This window comes from Nonomuraea sp. B5E05 (genome assembly GCF_039880665.1).
Lineage (GTDB): Bacteria > Actinomycetota > Actinomycetes > Streptosporangiales > Streptosporangiaceae > Nonomuraea.
The window spans coordinates 115,359-135,335 of the sequence record NZ_JBDPMJ010000006.1 but is presented as its reverse complement, the minus strand read 5'-3'; the positions used below and the strand labels follow the sequence as shown (position 1 = coordinate 135,335).

Annotated in this window: 19 protein-coding genes; 12 read left to right on the top strand and 7 right to left on the bottom strand. The window is 69.9% G+C overall.

The annotated features are described in order from the left end of the window. Positions 1-150: 150 nt before the first annotated feature. From ABGB01_RS13480 to ABGB01_RS13460, 5 genes are read left to right on the top strand one after another with little or no spacing between them, the layout of a single operon-like run. Positions 151-1,614 carry an ABC transporter substrate-binding protein gene (locus ABGB01_RS13480; RefSeq protein ID WP_347773611.1) on the top strand — a complete coding sequence of 488 codons (1,464 nt, stop codon included), beginning with the start codon at positions 151-153 and terminating at the stop codon, positions 1,612-1,614. 5 nt (positions 1,615-1,619) lie between these two features. Next, positions 1,620-2,588, top strand: coding sequence for an ABC transporter permease (locus ABGB01_RS13475; protein WP_347773610.1), 969 nt, complete (start codon positions 1,620-1,622; stop codon positions 2,586-2,588). Next, positions 2,585-3,442 carry an ABC transporter permease gene (locus ABGB01_RS13470; protein ID WP_347773609.1) on the top strand — a complete coding sequence of 286 codons (858 nt, stop codon included), beginning with the start codon at positions 2,585-2,587 and terminating at the stop codon, positions 3,440-3,442. Before ABGB01_RS13475 ends, ABGB01_RS13470 begins: the two co-directional genes overlap by 4 nt. Further along, positions 3,439-5,286: an ABC transporter ATP-binding protein gene (locus tag ABGB01_RS13465; protein WP_347773608.1), complete on the top strand. Its 1,848-nt coding sequence runs from the start codon at positions 3,439-3,441 to the stop codon at positions 5,284-5,286. The genes ABGB01_RS13470 and ABGB01_RS13465 overlap by 4 nt, the downstream gene beginning before the upstream one ends. A gap of 35 nt (positions 5,287-5,321) precedes the next feature. Further along, complete coding sequence (locus tag ABGB01_RS13460; protein ID WP_347773607.1) at positions 5,322-6,158, top strand: MOSC N-terminal beta barrel domain-containing protein; 837 nt, start codon at positions 5,322-5,324, stop codon at positions 6,156-6,158. A gap of 93 nt (positions 6,159-6,251) precedes the next feature. On the opposite strand, the gene dapB is transcribed toward ABGB01_RS13460, so the two are convergent. Further along, a complete protein-coding gene (gene dapB / locus ABGB01_RS13455) occupies positions 6,252-7,058 on the bottom strand; it encodes a 4-hydroxy-tetrahydrodipicolinate reductase (protein ID WP_347773606.1) in 807 nt (268 codons plus the stop codon). 449 nt (positions 7,059-7,507) lie between these two features. Here dapB and ABGB01_RS13450 point away from each other — a divergent pair, with 449 nt between their 5' ends. The 7 genes from ABGB01_RS13450 to wrbA all read left to right on the top strand — a co-directional run bounded on the left by ABGB01_RS13450 (position 7,508) and on the right by wrbA (position 14,163). Further along, on the top strand, positions 7,508-8,176 hold the full coding sequence (locus ABGB01_RS13450) for a GntR family transcriptional regulator (protein ID WP_347773605.1): 669 nt from the start codon (positions 7,508-7,510) through the stop codon (positions 8,174-8,176). Positions 8,177-8,355: 179 nt separating this feature from the next. Continuing rightward, positions 8,356-9,030 carry a pyridoxamine 5'-phosphate oxidase family protein gene (locus ABGB01_RS13445; RefSeq protein WP_347773604.1) on the top strand — a complete coding sequence of 225 codons (675 nt, stop codon included), beginning with the start codon at positions 8,356-8,358 and terminating at the stop codon, positions 9,028-9,030. 97 nt (positions 9,031-9,127) lie between these two features. Continuing rightward, positions 9,128-10,438: an FAD-dependent oxidoreductase gene (locus tag ABGB01_RS13440; RefSeq protein ID WP_347773603.1), complete on the top strand. Its 1,311-nt coding sequence runs from the start codon at positions 9,128-9,130 to the stop codon at positions 10,436-10,438. Between the two features lie 55 nt (positions 10,439-10,493). Then, positions 10,494-11,123 carry a TetR/AcrR family transcriptional regulator gene (locus ABGB01_RS13435; RefSeq protein WP_347773602.1) on the top strand — a complete coding sequence of 210 codons (630 nt, stop codon included), beginning with the start codon at positions 10,494-10,496 and terminating at the stop codon, positions 11,121-11,123. 333 nt (positions 11,124-11,456) lie between these two features. Then, positions 11,457-12,065 (top strand): helix-turn-helix domain-containing protein, encoded by a 609-nt coding sequence (locus ABGB01_RS13430; protein ID WP_347773601.1) that lies wholly within the window; start codon positions 11,457-11,459, stop codon positions 12,063-12,065. 127 nt (positions 12,066-12,192) lie between these two features. Further along, on the top strand, positions 12,193-13,545 hold the full coding sequence (locus ABGB01_RS13425) for an MFS transporter (RefSeq protein WP_347773600.1): 1,353 nt from the start codon (positions 12,193-12,195) through the stop codon (positions 13,543-13,545). Positions 13,546-13,554: 9 nt separating this feature from the next. Further along, positions 13,555-14,163, top strand: a complete 609-nt coding sequence (gene wrbA, locus ABGB01_RS13420) for an NAD(P)H:quinone oxidoreductase (RefSeq protein ID WP_347773599.1) — start codon at positions 13,555-13,557, stop codon at positions 14,161-14,163. Positions 14,164-14,219: 56 nt separating this feature from the next. On the opposite strand, the gene ABGB01_RS13415 is transcribed toward wrbA, so the two are convergent. From ABGB01_RS13415 to ABGB01_RS13390, 6 genes are all read right to left on the bottom strand, one after another. Then, positions 14,220-14,489: a GlsB/YeaQ/YmgE family stress response membrane protein gene (locus ABGB01_RS13415; RefSeq protein WP_347619807.1), complete on the bottom strand. Its 270-nt coding sequence runs from the start codon at positions 14,487-14,489 to the stop codon at positions 14,220-14,222. Between the two features lie 118 nt (positions 14,490-14,607). Then, positions 14,608-15,381 (bottom strand): GolD/DthD family dehydrogenase, encoded by a 774-nt coding sequence (locus ABGB01_RS13410; RefSeq protein WP_347773598.1) that lies wholly within the window; start codon positions 15,379-15,381, stop codon positions 14,608-14,610. Next, positions 15,378-15,962: a ribose-5-phosphate isomerase gene (locus ABGB01_RS13405; RefSeq protein ID WP_347773597.1), complete on the bottom strand. Its 585-nt coding sequence runs from the start codon at positions 15,960-15,962 to the stop codon at positions 15,378-15,380. The genes ABGB01_RS13410 and ABGB01_RS13405 overlap by 4 nt, the downstream gene beginning before the upstream one ends. A 28-nt stretch (positions 15,963-15,990) precedes the next feature. Beyond that, positions 15,991-17,781, bottom strand: coding sequence for a dihydroxyacetone kinase family protein (locus ABGB01_RS13400; protein ID WP_347773596.1), 1,791 nt, complete (start codon positions 17,779-17,781; stop codon positions 15,991-15,993). Positions 17,782-17,824: 43 nt separating this feature from the next. Further along, positions 17,825-18,847, bottom strand: a complete 1,023-nt coding sequence (locus ABGB01_RS13395) for an NAD(P)-dependent alcohol dehydrogenase (RefSeq protein WP_347773595.1) — start codon at positions 18,845-18,847, stop codon at positions 17,825-17,827. A 36-nt stretch (positions 18,848-18,883) separates the two neighbouring features. Next, positions 18,884-19,930 (bottom strand): substrate-binding domain-containing protein, encoded by a 1,047-nt coding sequence (locus ABGB01_RS13390; protein WP_347773594.1) that lies wholly within the window; start codon positions 19,928-19,930, stop codon positions 18,884-18,886. Between the last annotated feature and the right edge of the window lie 47 nt (positions 19,931-19,977).

Here is a 19,977-nt window from a genome sequence, read left to right as displayed (position 1 = left end):
TCCATTCATGTCTCTGTCGCGCCGAGCGCAAGGAGAGAGGTCGAGAGCAGCATGAGCCTCAGGATGATCACGGCATGCCTGGCGCTGATGTCAGCATGCTTAGTGAGCTGCACGAACAGCGCATCCCAAGCAGACACCAACGTGCTGACCGTGGGACTCACCGGAACGGTGAGCACCCTCGACGACACCGCTAGCACGAGCTCGGTGGGCTTCACCGTGACGTCGCTCGGCGTGGAGCGCCTCATGCGGGTCGCCCCCGACGGCGAAGTCGAACCACACCTCGCGAAAGCGGTGGAGCATCCCGATGCGACGACCTACCTCTACACCCTGCGGCCAGGGATCACGTTCTGGGACGGCTCCCCACTCACCGCGGACGACGTCGCGTTCTCGATGAACCACGCGCGCCGGGCGAAGTCGCAGCTGGCGTCGTTCTTCGCGAGCGTGCAGGACATCACCGCCGACGATGGCGACACCGTGCGCGTGACGCTGAAACACCCCGACGCCAGCTGGAAATACACGCCGACGTTGGCTCCCGTGTTCCAGAAGGCGTTCGCCGAGAAACACGGGGACTCCCACGGGAAGCCCGGTGTGCTGGTCATGGGCACAGGCCCCTGGAAGTTCGCGGACCTCGCCGCCACCCGTGGCGTCGAGCTGGTCCGTAACGACAACTACTGGAACGGCCGACCGGCATTCGACCAGATCAAGATCGAGTTCCTCGCCGACGACACGAGCGCCGCCTTCGCGTTCCGCGCCGGCGAGATCGACGTCGCGTTCCCCGCCGACGCGCGCTCGTACGAGTCGGTGTCGGGGGCGAAGCTGGTCAGCAGCGGGCCGACCTGTTCGTCCATGGTCATGAGCATGAACACGAAGCTGGAGCCGTGGAGCGACGTCCACGTCCGGCGGGCGGTCGCGCACGCAGTCGACAGGGAAGGCATCGTGAAAGCCCTCGGCGACGACGTCACTCCCACCTCCCGGCTCATTCCCCGGCCCATGTGGGACGGCGCCGTGCCCGCCGCGGCAGCGGACAAGCTCTACGAGTCGCTCCCCACCTACGAGTACGACCTGGCCAAGGCGCGCGCGGAGCTCGCCCGCTCGGCGTACCCCGGCGGTTTCAGCGCGACCATCAACGCGTCGTCCAACGTGGCCGAGACCAGCATCGCGAACCAGGCGCTCGCAGCGAGCCTCGCCAAGATCGGGATCAGGATCGCCGTCAAGAGGGTGCCGAACAGTCAGTGGCTCAAGCAGCTCTACGGACCCCGTGCGGACATCCCCGTCTTCACGATGCCGATCGGTTGCGGCACGGTGCCCGACCCGAGCTTCTATCCCGGCATCCTGCTGGACTCGGCCGCCGCCACCGAGGGCGGCACCAACGTCGCCGACTACACGAAGCCGGAGGTCGACCGCTTGGTCCGGGCGGGCCTGCGTACCGACACCCCGGCGAAGCGCCTGTCCATCTACCGCGACCTGCTGCACCAAGTGTCGGAGGACGTGCCCTACGTGCCGCTCTACTCGCTCGAGGGGTACGTCGCCCTTTCCGAGCGGTTCGTCTGGCCAGAATTCGACGAGATGTACTCGGTCCAGCCATGGGCGCTGTCGATCAAGGCGAAGGCGTAACGACGATGAGCCTGCGGAGCACGGCCTTCCTTCTGCTCAAGCGTCTCGTGGCGGCATGCCTGCTGCTGGCCGTCATCTCTCTTGCGGTGTTCTCGCTGGTGTACCTCTCGCCGGGAAGCGCCGAGCAGATCCTCGCAGGCGGCAAGGGATCGATCTCGCCCGAGCAACTGCAGCGCCTCAGGGCCGAGCACCACCTCGACGAGCCGCTCCTGACCCAGTACTGGATCTGGGTGAAGGACGCCGTCACGCTGGACTTCGGCCAGTCCATCCAGACGGCGCTGCCCGTGACCGATGAACTGGGCGCACGGCTGCGCGTCTCTCTCTTCCTCGGCGGCTACGCCTTCGTCCTGACGACCGTGGCCGGCGTCCTGCTCGGCCTGTTCGCAGCGTTGCGAAGGAACAGCATCCTCGACCGCGCCATCGTGGCGTCGACGCTCGTCGGGCTCAGTGCTCCGGCGTTCGCGACCGCGCTCCTGCTGCTGTACGCCTTCGCCATTCTCGTGCCGGTGTTCCCCGCTTTCGGCCAGGGCACCGATTTCCTCGACACGTTGTGGCACCTCACGCTGCCGGCGCTCGCACTCGCCACCTCCAGCACGGCCTTCCTGGTCAAGCACACCCGCGCCGCGATGCTCGGGGTGCTCGACCAGGATCACGTCGTGTTCGCGCGCGCACGTGGGCTGTCGATCACGACCGTGCTCTGCCGCTACGTGGGGCGCAACGCGCTGATCCCCATCACGACGATCAGCGCGCTCACCTTCATCCAGTTCGTCGTCGGCGCCGTCCTCGTCGAGATCGCGTTCTCGCTGCAGGGGATCGGGAGCCTGCTCGTGCAGGCCGTCGCCGCCAAGGACGTGCCGATGGTCCAGGGAGTGGTGATGCTGGTCGCCGTCATCGTCATCGGCGCGAACCTGGTCGCCGATCTCTTCTCCATAGCCGTGGACCCACGGGTGCGACTTGGAAGGCGGGCGGCATGACCGAAGTCAGCGAGAGGGCGGCACCCCGCCGGCCTGGCACCGCCAACCGGTCGGATGTGACGGCCGGCCTCTGCTTCGCGTTCCTCGCGGCCATATGTGCGCTCGCCCTCGTGCCGTCCATGGCGCCGTACGATGCGATGGGCGCGAATCTCACCCTCGGTCTCAGCTCGCCCAGCGAGAGCCACTGGCTCGGGACGGACGCGCTTGGGCGCGACATCCTGTCGCGGGTCATCGTCGGCGCGCGGGCCGCCCTCCTCGGACCACTGATCGTCACGCTGGTGTCGATGACCTTCGGCAACGCCCTCGGCTTGATCGCCGGATGCCGTGGAGGGTGGGTCGACAGTGTCATCATGCGCTGGGTCGACCTGATGCTCGCGCTTCCCGGCCTGCTCGTCGCGGTGGTCGTGATCGGAGCGCTCGGCGGAGGCTACTGGGTGGCCGTCGCCGTGCTCGGAGTTCTGCTCGTCCCGTTCGACGCGCGCGTCATCCGCGGCGCCGCGCTCGAGCAGATGCCCCGCCCGTACGTCGAGGCGGCCAGGACGCTCGGTGTCCCGTGGTGGCGTCTCACCCTCTTCCATGTCTGGCCGAATGTGTCCGCGGTGACCGTGGCGAACACCTTCCTGGTGTTCGCGATGGCGCTCGTCTCACTGTCGGGCCTGTCCTTCCTCGGCTTCGGCGCGGATGCCGGCCAACCTGACTGGGGCCTCATGATCGCGGAGAACCGTACGAACCTGTTCGAGAACCCGGCTTCGGTCGTGGCGCCAGGATGCCTGCTCATCCTCACCGCGACGTGCGTGAACCTGCTGGGTGACTGGGTGTACCAACGCCTGTCCGAGCGAGGCCTCAGCCGATGAACGAGGTGGAATCCGTGGACGAGCCCGCGCTGGAAATACGGCGGCTGCGCATCGAGGCAGCCGGACGCGGTACGGCGACGACCATCGTGTCCTCGCTGGATCTCTCCCTGGCGGCCGGCGAGACGGTGGGCATCGTCGGCGAATCGGGCAGCGGGAAGTCGATGACCGCCCGAGCCGCCGTCGGGCTGCTCCCGCCTTCCGTGTTCGTGTCAGGTGGCGAGATCCGTTACGGCGGACGCAACCTGCTCGAACTGACCGAACGACAATGGCGCCGGATCCGCGGCTCGGAGCTGGGTTTCGTCATGCAGGACCCCTTCACGATGCTCAATCCCGTCATGAAGTGCGGTCGCGTCATCGAGGAGTCGCTGCCCGACGCCGGCCGGGGCACATCCAGGCGGCAGCGTCGCGCCGAGTCGATCGAGCGGCTGGCCGAGGTGGGCATCACGGACGAAGCCGTGGCGGATCGCTATCCCTTCCAGCTCTCCGGCGGCATGCGCCAGCGCGTCGCCATCGCCGCCGCGATCGCGTCCGAGCCGCAGGTGCTCATCGCGGACGAGCCGTCGACGGCTCTGGACGTCACGACGCAGCGAGACATCCTCCTGCTGCTGAAAAAGCTCCAGGCCGCGCGAGGCATGGGGCTGATCCTGATCACCCACGACCTGCGCGTCGCCTTCGCCATGTGCGACCGGGTCCACGTCCTTTACGCGGGTCACCTGGTCGAGGTCGCGGCGGCCGCCGAGCTCGAGAGCACCCCGATGCATCCCTACACCCACGGACTGCTGACCTCCGAACCACCGGTGGACCGCCGCGTGGCGGAGCTGACCGGCATACCGGGCGCGGTGCCGGTGCCCGACGACGTCGCCGGCCGGTGCGCGTTCGAGCCGCGCTGCGCCTGGTCGACGCCGACCTGCCGGAACGGCACGCCGCCACTGACCGAGGTGGCGCCGAGCCACCTGTCCGCGTGCACCCGTGTACGCGAGATCCACGGTGAGATGGCGCACCTGCGCTCCCGCATGAAGCTCGCCGAGCCGCTCCCGCCGGCCCAGCCGCCATCGGGCGAGCCTCTCGTTCGCGGGCGTGACGTGCGCAAAGTGTTCGACGGCCGCCGTGACCAGGCGCCGGCCCTTGCCGGCGTCTCGTTCGAGATCGGGTACGGCGAGAGCGTCGGGCTGGTCGGCGAGTCGGGATCCGGCAAGACGACCCTCGCCCGATCGCTGGTCGGCTTGGAGCGCATCACCTCCGGCGAGCTCGTCGTCGACGGAGTCGCCGTGAACGCCGGGTCTCGCCTGGACGCCCGGGACCGACGCAGACTGAGCCACACCGTGCAGATGGTGTTCCAGGATCCCTACGCGTCGCTCAATCCCATGCGCACCATCGGGTCGGCCCTGACGGAGGTGGTCAGGCTGCACGACCCGGCGGCGACCGACGCCTCGGCCCGGGTCGCCGAGCTGCTGGAGTCCGTCGGCCTGCCCGCGGAGCTGGCACAACGCAAACCGGTCATCCTGTCCGGCGGCCAGCGGCAGCGAGTCGCCATCGCACGTGCGCTGGCGGTCCGCCCGAAGCTCCTCGTCTTCGACGAACCTCTTTCCGCGCTTGACATGTCAGCACAGGCGCAGGTCCTCAACCTGCTCACCAGGCTGCACCGCGACCGCGGCATCGGTTACCTCTTCATCACGCACGACCTGGCGATGGTCCGTCAGATCGTCGATCGCGTCTACGTGTTGTACCGGGGCGACATCGTCGAGTCAGGTCCCGTCGACGAGGTGCTGGCACGCCCGGCTGACCAGTACACGAAGAAGCTGATTGAGTCCGTACCCCGGCCGACGGGGACCTGGCTCACGTGAGATCGGCGAACTCCCAGGACGATTGTGGAGGTGGCATGGGCCGGCGAATAGCGGTCGACTGGATCTCGGTGGCGCCGGTCAAGGGCCTCCGTCTGCTCCCGCGCAGCGAGGTGCGGCTGACGGCCGACGGCGTGCCCGGCGACAGGGCGTTCTTCGTCGTCGACGGCCGGAACGTGATGATCAGCATGAAGCGTGTCGGCCTCCTTGCGGCGGTTGTGCCCGATCATGACCCAGTGGCCGGCCGGCTCGCCCTGCGCTTCCCCGACGGCCGTTCGGTGGCGGATACGGTGCGGCTGGGTGCTGCGACGCGAGTGCGCTTCTTCGACACCGAACTGCGCGCACGTCCGGTCGAAGGCGAGTTCTCGGCTGCGCTGTCCGAGCACTGCGGCGTCTCCTTGCGCCTGATGGCCACGCCACCTGGGTGGGTGTCGTTCGACCGCAGGCAGGGCGTCGTCTCCGTGCTGTCGCTGGCCTCGCTCGAGCGGCTGCGTGAGGTGGCCGGGCTGGCCGAGCCGATCGATCACCGACGTTTCCGGATGACCTTCGGGTTCTCCGGCCTCGACGCGCACGAGGAGGACCGATGGGTCGGCCGTGACCTTCAAGTGGGGGAGGCGGTCCTGCGGATCGCCGGGCATGTGGGCCGTTGCGCCGCGACGACCCGCGACGCGGACACGGGTGTCATGGACCTCAAGACACTCCGTCACCTGGCGGCCTACCGAGGAGACCTGGCGGCGACGGAGCCCTTGCCGTTCGGCGTGCACGCCCAGGTCGTCCGCCCCGGTCCGGTCAGCGTCGGCGACCCGGTCATGCTGCTCGCGGGGACGGTCGAACCCCGGTCACGGGAGGTCAGCGACGCGGACCGAACGGCGTGATGTCCGGCGCAGGGATCGAGACATCGCGCGCCTGAGCGAACCACGCTGTCGACAGCCCGGCATTCCCCGCTGCGCCGCGGAGCCGGCTATGCGTCACGTCTGCTGGGCCAGGGCATCCGGGTCCAGACCGCGAACGACGCCGATGACATCCGGCACGCTCCTGATCGCATGCAGCGTGCCCGCGACGAACTTCTCCGCGCTGTGCCCGCTCTCGTGCCGGATCACCAGACGCTCATCGGCCCCGCCGAAGATCACCTCGGTGGCCAGCTCGTAGCTCGGCAACCGCAGGGAGTGAACCTGGGTGCCGGCCACGGTCGCGCCACGTGCCTCGGCCTGGCCTCCGGTGTCGGCGACAGGACGGTCGACCGTGGGCGGGCCGTGCTCGGCGAGCCGCTCGGCGAGCTCCCTGGCCGTCCCGCTCGGCGCATCCGGCTTGTTCTGCGACGCGTAGTCGACGATCTCCCAGGTCCGTAGATACTGTGCGGCCAGCAGCGCGGCCTGGGTCAGAACCGTGGCGCCGAGCGAGAAGTTGCCTCCGGCGAACACCCCGACGCGGGCCCTGCGCGCGATCTCGTCGATCTCCGCGAGGTCGTGCGCGCTCAGTCCTGACGACCCGACGACCACGTGCACGCCGTGCTCTATGGCAAGGATGGTGTGGGCGCGGATCGTCTCGTGCGAGGTGTAGTCGACGACCACGTCGACGTCGTCGAGCGCCTCGGCCAGCCGGCCGTGCACGGGGACGCCGATGGGGTCCTGCCCCCATGCCGCGCCGAGGTCGCTGCCGGCTGCGGAGCGGCTCACGGCGGAGGTCAGCTCCAGGTCAGGAGCTTCGATGACCGCTGCGGCGACGGGGCGGCCGGTCCAGCCGGTGGCGCCGGCGACGCACACACGAACGCTCATCTCAACCTCCATGACTGTGGCGCATCTTCTATTTAAAATAGCACATGTAGTAGGTAATGTATTATATGTGGAGGAGCGGGATCGACCTTGAGCGATCAGTGCGGTCCTCGTGCGGCGCCCAGGGGCGAGGCCGGCGCGGCAGCCGGGCATCGATCGGCGCCTCCGCCGCCTGGACGCGCGGGGTATACCGCGTGGAACTTCGGCGGCTTCGGCGTGTCCGTACTTGTGGTCCTCGCCATCGCATCGTCCTCGACGCCGGCTTCGCCTCCCCGCCCGCCGAGACATACCGGTGGGCGATGTGCCTGCGGTATCCGGTATGGCTGCTCGGCGGCATCCAGGTGTGGCGTTACCGTGAGTGCTCTCGCAAGCCACCTGGTGCCCAACCGGGCAGAACCGCTATGTGAAGTATGCTGTACAACATATAACGCACACATAGAGCGGGATTGACGTTGGCCAACGAACTCGGCAACATCTCGTCGACGAGCTTCCGCGAACAGGCGGCGCGCGCGATTCGAAGGGCGATCTTCACCGGCAGGATCGCACCGGGGGTGCTGTATTCGGTCTCCGCTCTCTCCGGTCAGCTGGGTGTGTCCGCGACACCGGTGCGGGAAGCCATGTTGGATCTCGTGAGCGAGGGCCTGGTCGTCGCGGTCCGCAGCCGCGGCTATCGCGTCGTCGACCTCACCCCTCAGGATCTTGACCACATTCTCAGGCTTCGAGTGCTCCTTGAGGTGCCGACGAGCGGAGAGATCGCCGAGTCGCGCAACGACGACGACCTGCCTCGACTGCTCGACCTGGCCGCCCGGTTGCCGGACTTGGCCGGCAGTGGCGACTACGAGACCTACTTGGAGAACGACCAGGAGTTCCATCTCGGCCTGCTCGCGCTGTCCGGCAACCCTCGACTCGTGAGCATCGTGGAGAAGCTCAGGAACCAGACCCGGATCTTCGACGTGAGCAAGCTCGCCGCCAGCGGTGGCCTGGCCGGCTCGGCCCACGAGCATCTCGAGATCATGAAAGCGATCAGAGACCGGGACCGCCCGCGCACCGAGGAACTCGTCGAGCATCACATCCTGCGCTCCCGACGTGCCTGGCCCGCCGAGAAGGCCGCCGGTTCCTGACGAGCCGCCCTCCACGTATCGATCGGCGAGGCCGCATCGTCCTGCCGCCGGGATGACGTGATGGTGGCGGGGCCTCGGCCTCGCGGTCCGCTGCGTACTTCTTGAAGAGGAGAACAGACCCTTTCCCGGCGCCCAGTCATGTGCAATGCTACATACAAAACCTAGTGTGTGAGGTTGCTATGGATGAGGTAGCGCGCCCATTGTCCGCAACTAGCCGTACACGGTTGCGCCGGTTTCCCGAGCGCGGTCGGACAGACCGCGCCGACCTCAAGGCGATCCTGGACGACGGTCTGATGTGCTTCGTCGGCGCAGTCGTGGAGGGAGGCCCGCGGGTGATACCGATGGTCTACGGTCGGATCGACGACACCCTCTACCTGCACGGATCCGTCGCCAACCAGGTGCTCACCGCCGCGAGGGACGGCGCTGAGCTCTGCGTGTCGGTGACGGACGTCGACGAGCTCGTCCTGGCGAACTCGTTGTTCCACCACTCCGTCAACTTCCGCTCCGTGATGATCTACGGCCGGGGGCGGCTCGTCACCGACCAGCGCGAGCAGGTGGCGGGGCTGCGCGCCGCGGCCGACCAGCTCGTGCCGGGACGCGGCGCGACGCTGGACGCCCCCACCCGCAAGCAGCTGGCCGCAACGCTGGTCATCGCCCTTCCACTGGACGAGGCCTCGGTGAAGGTACGGCAAGGTCCGCCGAACGGCGAGGTCGGCGATTACGACCGTCCTATCTGGGCCGGGGTGCTACCCCTCACACAGGCCTGGGGCGAGCCGTTGTCCGACCCCAAGCTCCGCACCGCGACGGCCATTCCCGACCACGTCGCCAGACTGGCCGGGCAGCCACTGCGGTGACGGCTGGGTACGGCGCGCCGATCCGGTGCCGCGGCCATGGGCTCCCTTCTTCGACAGGTGACGGTGACGGCCGGGCGCCGCATCGGGCAAGGATGGCATGGTGACTATCACCGCGGATGTCGTCGTCGTCGGTGCCGGCGTGATCGGCTCGTCGACGGCTCTCGAACTTACTCGCGCCGGCTTCCGGGTCGTCGTCGTCGATCGTCTCGGAGGGCCGGGGCAGGGCTCGACGAGCGCATCGAGCGCGGTCATCCGGTTCAATTACTCGACCTTTCCTGGCGTCGCCGCGGCGTGGGAGGCCCGGCACTGCTGGGAGAGCTGGCCGGACCACCTTGGGTTCGTGGACCAGGCGGGAATGGCCCGGTTCTGGCGGACAGGCATGGTGTTCCTCGATGTCGACGTGGCGCCGAAGGAGAGGGTGGTGCCGCTGTTCGACCGGGCCGGCATCCCTTACGAGACATGGGATGCGTCCCTGCTGGCAGAGCGGATCCCGGGACTCGACGCGAGCCGGTTCTGGCCACCCAAGAGGCTCGACGACGACGCGTTCTGGGCAGATCCCACGGAGCGACTCGGCGCCCTGTGGACCCCGGACGCGGGCTGGGTGGACGATCCGACGCTGGCTGCGGTCAACCTCGCTGACGCCGCCGGCCATGCGGGTGCGCGGTTCGTGTACGGCAGTCAGGTCACTGCCGTACGACGAAGCGGCGGCCGGGTCGCCGGCGTCGGCCTGGCGAACGGCGAACAGGTGGACGCGCCCATCGTGGTCAATGCGGCGGGACCGTGGTCGTCGGCCTTCAACCAGATGGCAGGCGTCGGTGACGACTTCACCATCACGACCCGTCCGATGCGTCAAGAGGTGCACTTCGTGACCGCACCCCCCAAGTTCAACCACGGCGACCGGCCCGGACCAGTGATCGCGGACCTGGACCTGGGCACATATCTGCGCGGCGCACCCGGCAACGGGCTCTATGTCGGTGGCACCGAGCCGGAATGCGACCCGATGCAGTGGCTGGACGATCCGGACGAGGCGAACCTCCGCCCGACCCCGGCGCTTTTCGACGCGCAGGTGACACGCGCCGCACGGCGCTTTCCCCACCTCAGTGTGCCGGCGCGGCCAAGCGGCGTCGCCGGTGTGTACGACGTCTCGACGGACTGGACTCCCCTTTACGACCGCACCTCGCTCGACGGCTTCTACGTCGCGATCGGCACCAGCGGCAACCAGTTCAAGAACGCACCCGTGGCCGGGCGTTTCATGGCGGCGATCGTCGATGCCGTGGAGAACGGGCACGACCACGACAGCCACCCGGTGCAGTACCGCGGTGGGCACACCGGTCTCACGGTCGACCTCGGGGCGTTCTCCCGCCGGCGAACGGTCAACGCCGACTCCAGCGGGACGGTGATCGGCTAGGCACGGCGTCGGGCGCGTTATTGTCCGTGGCCGATCAATCCGGATACCATTACCTGTGCAAGCAGGACCTGATGCCCATCACACCTTCACGGCGACCGCCCGCCGCGCGCAGATCATCGCTGCCAGCATCGACACGATCGCCGAACTCGGCTACGGCCAGGCCACGTTCGCCAGGATTGCCGAACGCGCCGGCCTGAGCAGCACCCGCCTGATCTCCTACCATTTCGCGGGCAAGGCCGAGCTCATGAGCGCCGTTGTGGCCGAGGTCTACGGGTTGCTCGGCCGATTCATCGCCGAACGCCTGACTGGCCATTCTGACGCACGCGGCGAACTGCGCGCGTACATCACCGGTGTGATCGAGTTCATCGCCGACCATCGCGTCCAGATGCAGGCCCTGATGTCGATCTTCCTGAACTTCCGCGACATCGAGGGCGGCAGTCGCTCCTACGATGCCTCCGACGACCGCGGCGCCATCGGCCACGTCGAGGGCATCCTGCGCAGAGGCCAGGAAACCCGCGAGTTCCGCGACTTCGACACCTTCGTCATGGCCACGACCATCCAGCGAAGCATCGACGGCCTGCCGTTCCTGCTGCAGAGTGCACCTGACCTCGACCTGGACGACTACGCCAGAGAACTGACGGCCCTATTCGACCTGGCCACGCGCGCACAGCCCACTGCTCCGTGATCGGCTCACCGGCCGACGGTGACCGGGCCGATCAACAGGAAGTGCTGCTCGCGTGGCGCATGGCACGATGACCGCACCCGCACGGGCGGCCTGGGACCAGGCCGTCCGGCCGTCCGACGAGGAAAGGCCAGGCGCAACGATGATCGCGAGGATCTGGCGTGGGTCCCGTCGCCGCCCTCACCGTCGCCGCGCCGGGAGCACCACCCGGCCGCTCCTCTGCGTCGGCGAGCCCGCCCTGCTCCAAGGCCGCCCCCGCCGCCCGTCGTTCGTCGTGCGGGCGGGTGGGGCGCCGAGTAAAGTGCACATGATGCGCAGTTATTAGGAGGGGCGGCCATGCCACCGGCGATCGACGACCCGCACAACGCGCGCAGCCGGCGCACCCGCGACGCCCTGCTCGCAGCCACCAGGGAGATCCTGGAGAGCGACGGTTTCGACGCCCTGACCATGGCTGAGGTCGCCGCGCGCGCCGGCGTCTCCCGGCGCGCGGTCTATCTGCACTTCCGTTCGCGCACCGACCTGGTCACCGCATTGTTCGGCTATGTGGCCGGCCAGGAAGGGCTGGCCGAGTCGCTGGCCGGGGTCTGGGAGGCCGCCGACGCGACCGAGGCGCTGCGGGCGTGGGTGCGCCACCTGGTCCGCTATCACCCGCGGCTGACCGCGATGAACCACGCGCTGGACCGCGTCGATCCCCAGGACCCCGACGCCGCCCGGCACAGGAGGACGGTCGCGACCGCCCAGATGGACAACTGCCGCCGCATCGCCGCCCGGCTCGCCGACGAGGGCCGGCTGGCGTCTCCCTGGACCGCCGACACGGCGGCCGACATGCTCTGGAGCCTGATCTCGACCGACCTGTTCGACCGCATCATGGTCGATCGCGGCTGGCCGGAGGAGCGGGTCCTGGAGCATCTGCTCGCGGTCTACGAGTCGACGTTCGTCCGCTGAGCCGCACCTGGTCGGCGGCCGGGAAACCCTCGTTCCAGGACGTCTTCTCCGGTTTCTCTTGCACTTAACTTCTCATGCTGTGTAGTTTCCAAACTGCACAGCATGAGAAGTTCGGAGGATCGGGCGGATGGCCGGGGAGACCTCGCGGGACCGGTGGTGGCTCGTGGCCGCGAGCGGGATCGCCGTGTTCATGACCCAGCTCGACGCCACTGTCGTCAACGTCGCCATCCCCACCATCCAGGAGCGGATGGGCATCGGGCCCAGCCTCGCCCAGTGGGTGGTGCTGGCGTACACGCTGCCCCTCATCGCCCTGACCGTGCCGAGCGGCCGCTGGCTGGACGGCGTCGGGCCGCGTACCGCCCTGGTGTTGTCCGTCTCCGGCTTCGGCGCCGCGAGTGCCCTGGTCGGGCTGGCTCCGGGCATCGCGTGGCTGATCGCCGCACGGGCCGCGCAGGGCGCGTTCGGCGCCGTGCTGCTCGCGCTGATCTCCCTCCTGGCCACGATCGCGGTACGCGAGCAGGCCCGCGGCAGAGCGATGTCCCTGGTGCTGCTCCTGGGCTCGCTGGGCGGGATGAGCGGCCCGGTGCTCGGCGGCCTGCTGATCGAGACGCTGGGCTGGCCGTGGATCTTCTACCTCAACGTGCCCGCGAGCGTTCTCGTGATCGCGATAGGGATGACGCAGCTGCCCCCGGGCGGCCGGCCACGCCTGCCCGACCGGGTCTGGGCCGTCGAGGCAGGGCTGCTCGGCGCCGCCGCCGTGGCGCTGCTGCTCGCCCTCTCGCTCGCCGGCGGATCGGGCGCCGGCTGGGTCGCGCTCGCGGCGGTCGCGGTGCCGTTCGTGCTGGTGTGGCTCCGGTTGCCGGGCAGCCGCCCGGTCGTCGACCTGCTGCGCTCACCGGGGGTGGCCGCACCGCACCTGGCGCTGCTCGCCGAGATGGCGGCCGTGATGGCCGTGCAGTTCCTGATCCCGTTCCACCTGCAACGGGTCGCGGCGGTCCCGCCGGCCCAGATCGGGCTGACGATGCTGGCCTTCCCCGTGGCGATGTTGCTCACCGGGCCGGTCGGCGGCGCGCTCGCCGACCGCTGGAAGCCCGTGCGGGTGGCCTGGCTCGGGACGGTGGTCGTGACCGCCGGGCTCGCGCTCGTCATCCCGCTCGGCTCCGACTGGGGCCCGGCCGACCTGGCCTGGCGGCTGGCCGTCGCGGGCGCGGGCGCCGGCCTGTTCGCCGGCCCCGACCAGGCCATGGCCATGGCCGACACGCCCCGGCACCTGCTCGGCACCACCGCCGCCACGACGAGCCTGGCCCGCCAGCTGGGCGTGGCTCTCGGCCCGGCACTGGCCACCGGGGTCTGGGCCTTCTCCGGCTACGACCCGCAGGGAATGCGCCTGGCCGTCGCGCTCGCCACGGCGCTGGCCTGCGCCAGCGTGCTGGCACTGACCTGGCCGGCCCGCCGGCCGCTGATCCGCACCACACAGTGAGGGAAGACCATGTCCGAACCCGTCAAGACCGCCGTGATCTACTACAGCGCGACCGGCAACGTGCACAAGCTCGCCACCGCTCTCGCCGAGGGGGCGGAGAAGGCCGGCTCCGACGTACGCCTGCGCAAGGTGACCGAGCTGGCCCCGCCCCAGGCCATCGCGAGCAACCCGCAGTGGGCCGAGCACGTCGAGAGCACCCGCGACGTCGCCGAGGCCGGCGTGGACGACCTGCTCTGGGCCGACGTGGTGCTGCTCGGCACGCCCACCAGGTACGGGGCGATGGCCAGCCAGCTCAAGCAGTTCATCGACACGACCGGCCCGGCCTGGCAGAAGGGGCTGCTGGCCGACAAGGTCTACGGTGCCTTCGGCTCAGCCGGCACCCGGCACGGCGGCCACGAAAGCACCCTGCTCTCGCTGTACACGATCTTCTACCACTGGGGCGGCATCATCGTCCCGCCCGGATACACCCACTCCATCCAGTTCCAGGTCGGCACGCCGTACGGCACGACCCACGTCGGCGGTGACGGCGCGCCCGGCGAGCCCGCCCTGGAGAGCGGCCGCTACCAGGCGCGGCGCGCGGTCGAAACGGCGGCGAAGCTCAAGGCGGGCCGCAACTGACCCCGGCGGGCGTGGACGACGGGCGGCTGCGGGTGCGCCGCCCGTCGTCCCGTGCGTCACTTGCGGCGTCTGCCGTACATGCCGACCGACAGCGAGACGCCGAGCGCGGCCAGGGCGACCTGGATGCCCAGCTCGATCCAGTCGACGCCGCCGGTGTCGGCGACCCCCAGAACCGCCGCGATGGCCGTGCCGATCAGCGCGGCGACCACGCCGATCACGATGGTCAGCCAAATGGGGATGCGCTGCCGCCCCGGAATGACCAGCCGCCCCAGTGCGCCGATCACGATGCCGATGATGAGGCCGGAAATGATGCCGGTGATCTCCACGCTGAACTCCCGAAACTCGGTGGGTCCGCCTGTCCGTTCAACGATCGCGCGCTGACGGTGGTTCCTCCAGCCGCCGGCCGGACACAGGGCCCTTCCGCTCGGGGGAGCTTCGTACCGGTCAGCGGATCGTGTAACCGCCGTCCACGAGGATGTCCGCGCCGTTGATCATGTCGGAGCCGTCCGAGGCGAGGAACAGCGCCGTGGCGGCGATCTCCTCGGGACGGGCGAAGCGGCCCGCGGGGATCTGTGCCTTCAACGCGTCGCCCTTGGGCCCCTCCCACGCCTTGCGCCCCAGGTCGGTGAGCACCACGGTGGGGGAGATGGTGTTGACCGTCACCCCGCGCCCCGCCCACTCGGAGGCGAGCACCTTCGACAGGCCGACCACGCCGAACTTGGAGGCGCAGTACGCGGCGTGCTGGTCCAGGGCCACGGTGGCGGCCTGGGACGCCATATTGATGATCTTGCCGCCGCCGGCGGCCAGCATGTGCCTGCCGACCTCCTGGCACATCAGGAACGTGCCCTTGAGGTTGATGTCGATCGTCCGGTCGAACGCGCTGACGTCGAGCTCCTCGGCCGGGGCCAGGATCGCGACACCGGCGCTGTTCACCAGGATGTCGATGCGGCCGTAGGCGTCCACCACCGCGCCGGTCGCCGACCTGACCGAGGCCGGATCGGCCACGTCGCACGCGAACCCGGTGTGGCCGGCCCCGAGTTCCTTCGCTCTCGCCCCGGCGGCCTCGTGGTCGATGTCGACCACGGCGACCCGGGCTCCCTTGGCCGCGTACGTGGCGGCGATGGCCGCGCCGATGCCCGACGCGCCGCCGGTCACCAGCGCCACCCTGCCCTGCAGCCCGAACGTGAGGTCGAGGTCCATCTCCGCTGCCGTCGTCATGAGCACTGCTCCTCGCTGTTGGTCTGTACGGCCTGCTTGTCCTGTTCGTCGCCGGTGACGAGGGACGAGTGCACGAGTTCCTCGCCCAGGCGCAACGTCTCGGCCTGGTCGGCCAGGTCGTGTCCCGACTCGTAGTCGAGCAGGGTCCTGACCTTGGCCGCCGAGCTGGAGTTGGCGTCGAAGCGGTAGCCGAGCCATTCGCTCGCCAGGCGGCGGGCCAGCTCCAGGCCGACGACCCGCTGCCCGAAGCAGAGGATCTGGGCGTTGTTGCTCAGCACGGAGCGTTCGACGGAGAAACTGTCGTGCGCCGTCACCGCGCGGATGCCGGGCACCTTGTTGGCGCTGATCGCGACGCCCAGCCCGGTGCCGCACACCAGCAGCGCGCGGTCGGCCTCGCCGGCGGCGACCATGCGGGCCGCCGTGACGGCGATGTGCGGGTACGGTGTCGAGTCGTCGGCCCCGACCCCGATGTCGACGACCTCGGCCACCCTGGCGTCGCCCGCCAGGTCGGCCTTCAGGACGTTCTTGTACTCCAGGCCGGCATCGTCGGAACCGACGATGATCCGCCATTGGTGAGGCATGGCCCCCATCCCTTCCTCTTCGTACGGCTCAGCGGGCGCGCTCCAGCACGTCCGCGACGGCGAGGGCGCACAGGGCGAACGACGTCGCGCCCGCGTCCGGGGTCCCAACGCTGCGTTCGGCGAGGGGACGCGCCCGGCCCACCCGGGGACGCAGGCCGGCGGTCGCCTCGGCCGCGGACTCGCACGCCCGCGCGGACTCCCGCCAGGCGGCGGGCAGCTCCGCCCTGGAACCGACGTGTTCGGTCAGCGCCTCGCAGAACGGGACGAACGCGTCGACCATCGTCTTGTCGCCGGGCTGCGCCTTCCCGAGGTCGAGCAGCGCCTTCAACCCTGCCGCGACGGCGTCCGCGACGTCGGAACCGGTGATCTTCTCCCGGTCGTCGCCCAGCCCTCGCCCGACGGCGCACAGGACGGCGCCCCAGAGCACGCCTGACGTGCCGCCGGCCTTCGCGGCCCACGCCTCGCCCGCCGCGAGCAGGACCGACTGCGCCCCGGCGCCCGCTCCTGCCGCCGCACGGCCGGCGGCGAACGCGGCGGACGAGCCCTTGACCATCCCGCGCCCGTGATCGCCGTCGCCGGCCACGGCGTCGATGCGGCCCAGCTCGGCCTCGGCCCCTGCCATGGCGGCGGCGATCGCCTCCAGCGCGGAGACGGCGACCTGGGCGCAGGCGCGGGAGGCGGGCGAGCCGGGCGGAGGCGCGGCCACAGACGGCTCGGCTGAGCGCCCGGCCCCCGCCAGGTCGTCCGGGCGCCCGTCGAGGCGATCGCGCGACCCGGCGTCACCGGGCGCCGCCGCCCTGCGGCGGAACTCCGCACGCGCTTCCACGCGGCCCCTGCGGAAGGCCGGGGTGTCGGCGGGCGCGCACCACAGCCGTTCCAGCTCGTCGTCGAGGAAGACCAGGGTCAGGGAACACCCGGCCATGTCCAGGCTGGTGACGAGCTCGCCCACCTCCGGCGCGACGACCTCGAGCCCTTCTTTCGCGAGCAGCCGGGCCACCGTACGCCAGACGACGAAGAGCTCCTCGTATTTCGTGGTGCCGAGGCCGTTGAGTATCGCGGTCACCCGATCGCCAGAACCGGCGGGCTTCTCCGCGAGCACGCCGGACACCAGGCGCCGGGCCAGGTCCGCGGCGGTCGGCAGCGCGTCCTCGCCCACGCCGGGCTCGCCGTGGATGCCGAGGCCCACGCCCATGCGCCCCTGGGGAACGGTGAAGAGCGGCGCGGCCCCGCCGGGCAGGGTGCACCCGTCGAAGGCCACTCCCAGCGTGCGGGTGCGGGCGTTGGCGTGGCGGGCGACCCGTTCGACCGCGTCGAGGTCGTAGCCCTCCTCGGCGGCGGCTCCTGCGACCTTGAACACGACGAAGTCGCCGGCGATCCCCCGGCGGTCGCCGATCTCCGACTCGGGCGCGCTGGCGATGTCGTCGGTGACGAACACCACGCGGGTGTCGATGCCCTCCTGGCTCAGCCGCTGCTGGGCGAGGGTGAAGTTCATGACGTCGCCGGCGTAGTTGCCGGTGGAGAAGAGCAGGCCGGCGGTGCCGGCGGCGGCTCTGCCCACCGCGTACGCGTCCTGCGCCGACGGCGAGGTGAAGATGTTGCCGACGACGGCGCCGTCGGCGAACCCGGGCCCGACAACGCCGCAGAAGGCGGGGTAGTGCCCGGAGCCGCCGCCGACGACGACCGCGACCTTGCCCGGCGGCGTCTCGGTGGCGCGTACGACACCGCCCGGCACGCCGGTCACGGTGTCGCGGTGCACGTCCAGGAAACCGGCGAGCATGTCGTCGGTGAAGGTGCTGGGGTCGTCGTACAGACGGGTCATCGGGGTTGTCCCTTCAGTCGCGACGGGCGAGCGCGCCTGCGTGTCATTGCTGGGGGTCGATCACGGACTTGACGGCGAGCGGGTCGCGTTCGGCGGCGAGCAGCGCCGCCTCCGACTCCGCGAGGGGGAAGTGACCGGTGACGAGGCTGTCGACGTCGACCCGTCCGGAGGCGGCGAGCGCGATGGCCGTGGGCCAGGTGTTGGCGTAGCGGAACGTGCCCGTGACCTCGATCTCGCGGCTCTGGACGAAGGTGAGCGGCAGCGGCAGCCCGTCGTCGCCCATCCCGACCAGCACGGCGCGGCTCGCCCTGCTCAGGGTGCGCAGCGCGTCGTTCGTGGCGCCCGGGTGGCCGGAGCATTCCAGCAGCACGGTGGGCTCGACCCCCGCCTCGTTCATGGGCGTGTCCGCGACGTTGATCGTGGCGGTCGCGCCCAGGTCCGCGGCCAGCTTGAGCCGGTGCGGGTTCAGGTCGGCGACCACGATCTCGGTGGCGCCGAAGGCGCGGGCGCACTGTGTCGCCACCAGCCCGATCGGTCCGGCGCCGGTGATCAGGACGCGGCTTCCCGCGTCCACGCGGCCCTTGCGGCAGGCCCAGACCCCGACCGACAGCGGCTCCAGCAGCGCCGCCGCGTCGTCCGAGATCGAGTCGGGTACCGGATGGGCGAAGGCCGCGTGCACGGTGACGAAACCGGCGAGCGAGCCGTCGATCGGCGGCGTCGCGAAGAACCTCATGTCCGGGCACAGGTTGTAACGGCCGGCGAGACACTCCGGGCAGGTCAGGTCGGGCACGCCGGGCTCGACGGACACCCGCTGCCCCATCCGTGAGGCGTCCACGCCGGGCCCCACGCCGGCGATGACGCCTCCGGACTCGTGGCCGAGCACCATGGGCCGCTCCACCACGAAGTCGCCGATGCGGCCGTGCTGGTAGTAGTGCACGTCCGAGCCGCAGACGCCCACCGCGTTGACCTGAACCAGCACCTCGCCGGGGCCGGGCTCGGGGACGGGGCGCTCTTCGATCGCCAGGTGGCGGATTCCACGCAGGACCGCTGCCCGCATCGTCGTCATGGGGGATCTCCTCGCTGCTCAGGCCGGCACGCCGGACTACTTGGCCGTCTCCTCGTTGGCGATGTCGCCGGTCTTGAGGTTCGCCTCGATCAGCGCGGGCAGCTGCTGGAGGAACTGGTCCTTCTTGGTGACCACGTGCTCCATGTAGGTGTCGACGTTGTCCGAGGTGACCTTCGGCATGAGATAGACGGGGTTCTTGTCGACCTCCTCGCCCTTGGCGATCTTGGCGGCCACGGCCAGGCCGGTGGCCAGCTCGACAGTGCCGTGCTGGAGGTTCGTGCCGATGAAGTCGCCGCTCTTGACGGCGTTGAGCCCGTCCTCGATGCCGTCGACGCCGACGATCGGGATCTTGACGCCGGCCTCACGGGTGGCCTGCAGGGCGCCGAGCCCCATGTCGTCGTTCTCCGCGACGACACCGTTGATCTTGTCGCCGAAGCTGGACAACCAGTTCTTCATCTTGTTGACGGCCTCGTCGCGCTTCCAGTTGGCCGTGTCCTTGGCGAGGATCTTGATGTCGGGGTACTTGGCAAGGACGTTCTGGATGCCCTTGGTGCGGTCGATCTCTCCCGACTGGCCGAGCGGGCCCTGGAGGACGACGATGTTGCCCTTGCCGTTGAGCTCGTCCGCCATCATCTGCATCTCCTGCTCGCCGGCCTTGACGTCGTCGGGCAGTACGGTGCCGGCCAGGTCCTTGCTGTCGAGTCCGGCGTTGACGGCGAGGAACGGGATGTTCTTCGCCTTGGCCGCGGCGACCTGCGGGCCCAGCGAGTCGGCCTGGACGGGGACGACCATGATGGCGTCCACGCCGGCGTTGACGTACTGGTCGACCTGGCTCGCCTGGGTGCTGACGTCCAGGTTGGCCGAGTTCCAGAGGACCTCGATGTCGTTGGCCTTGGCGTAGGCGTCGATGCCGGCCTTCCCGGCGGTGATGAAGGACGACATGTCGTAGACGCTGATGCCGACCCGGAGCTTGCCCTCGCCGGACGCGCCGGCGTTGGGATCGCCGGCGCCGCAGGCGGAGGTGGCCAGCAGGGTGGCGCTCGCCGCGGCGAGGGCGACGGCACGCAAGCTTTTCATGCGCATGAAGACTCCATTGGTGCGATTCGTGCAGATCTGTGCGGGAGTGGGGC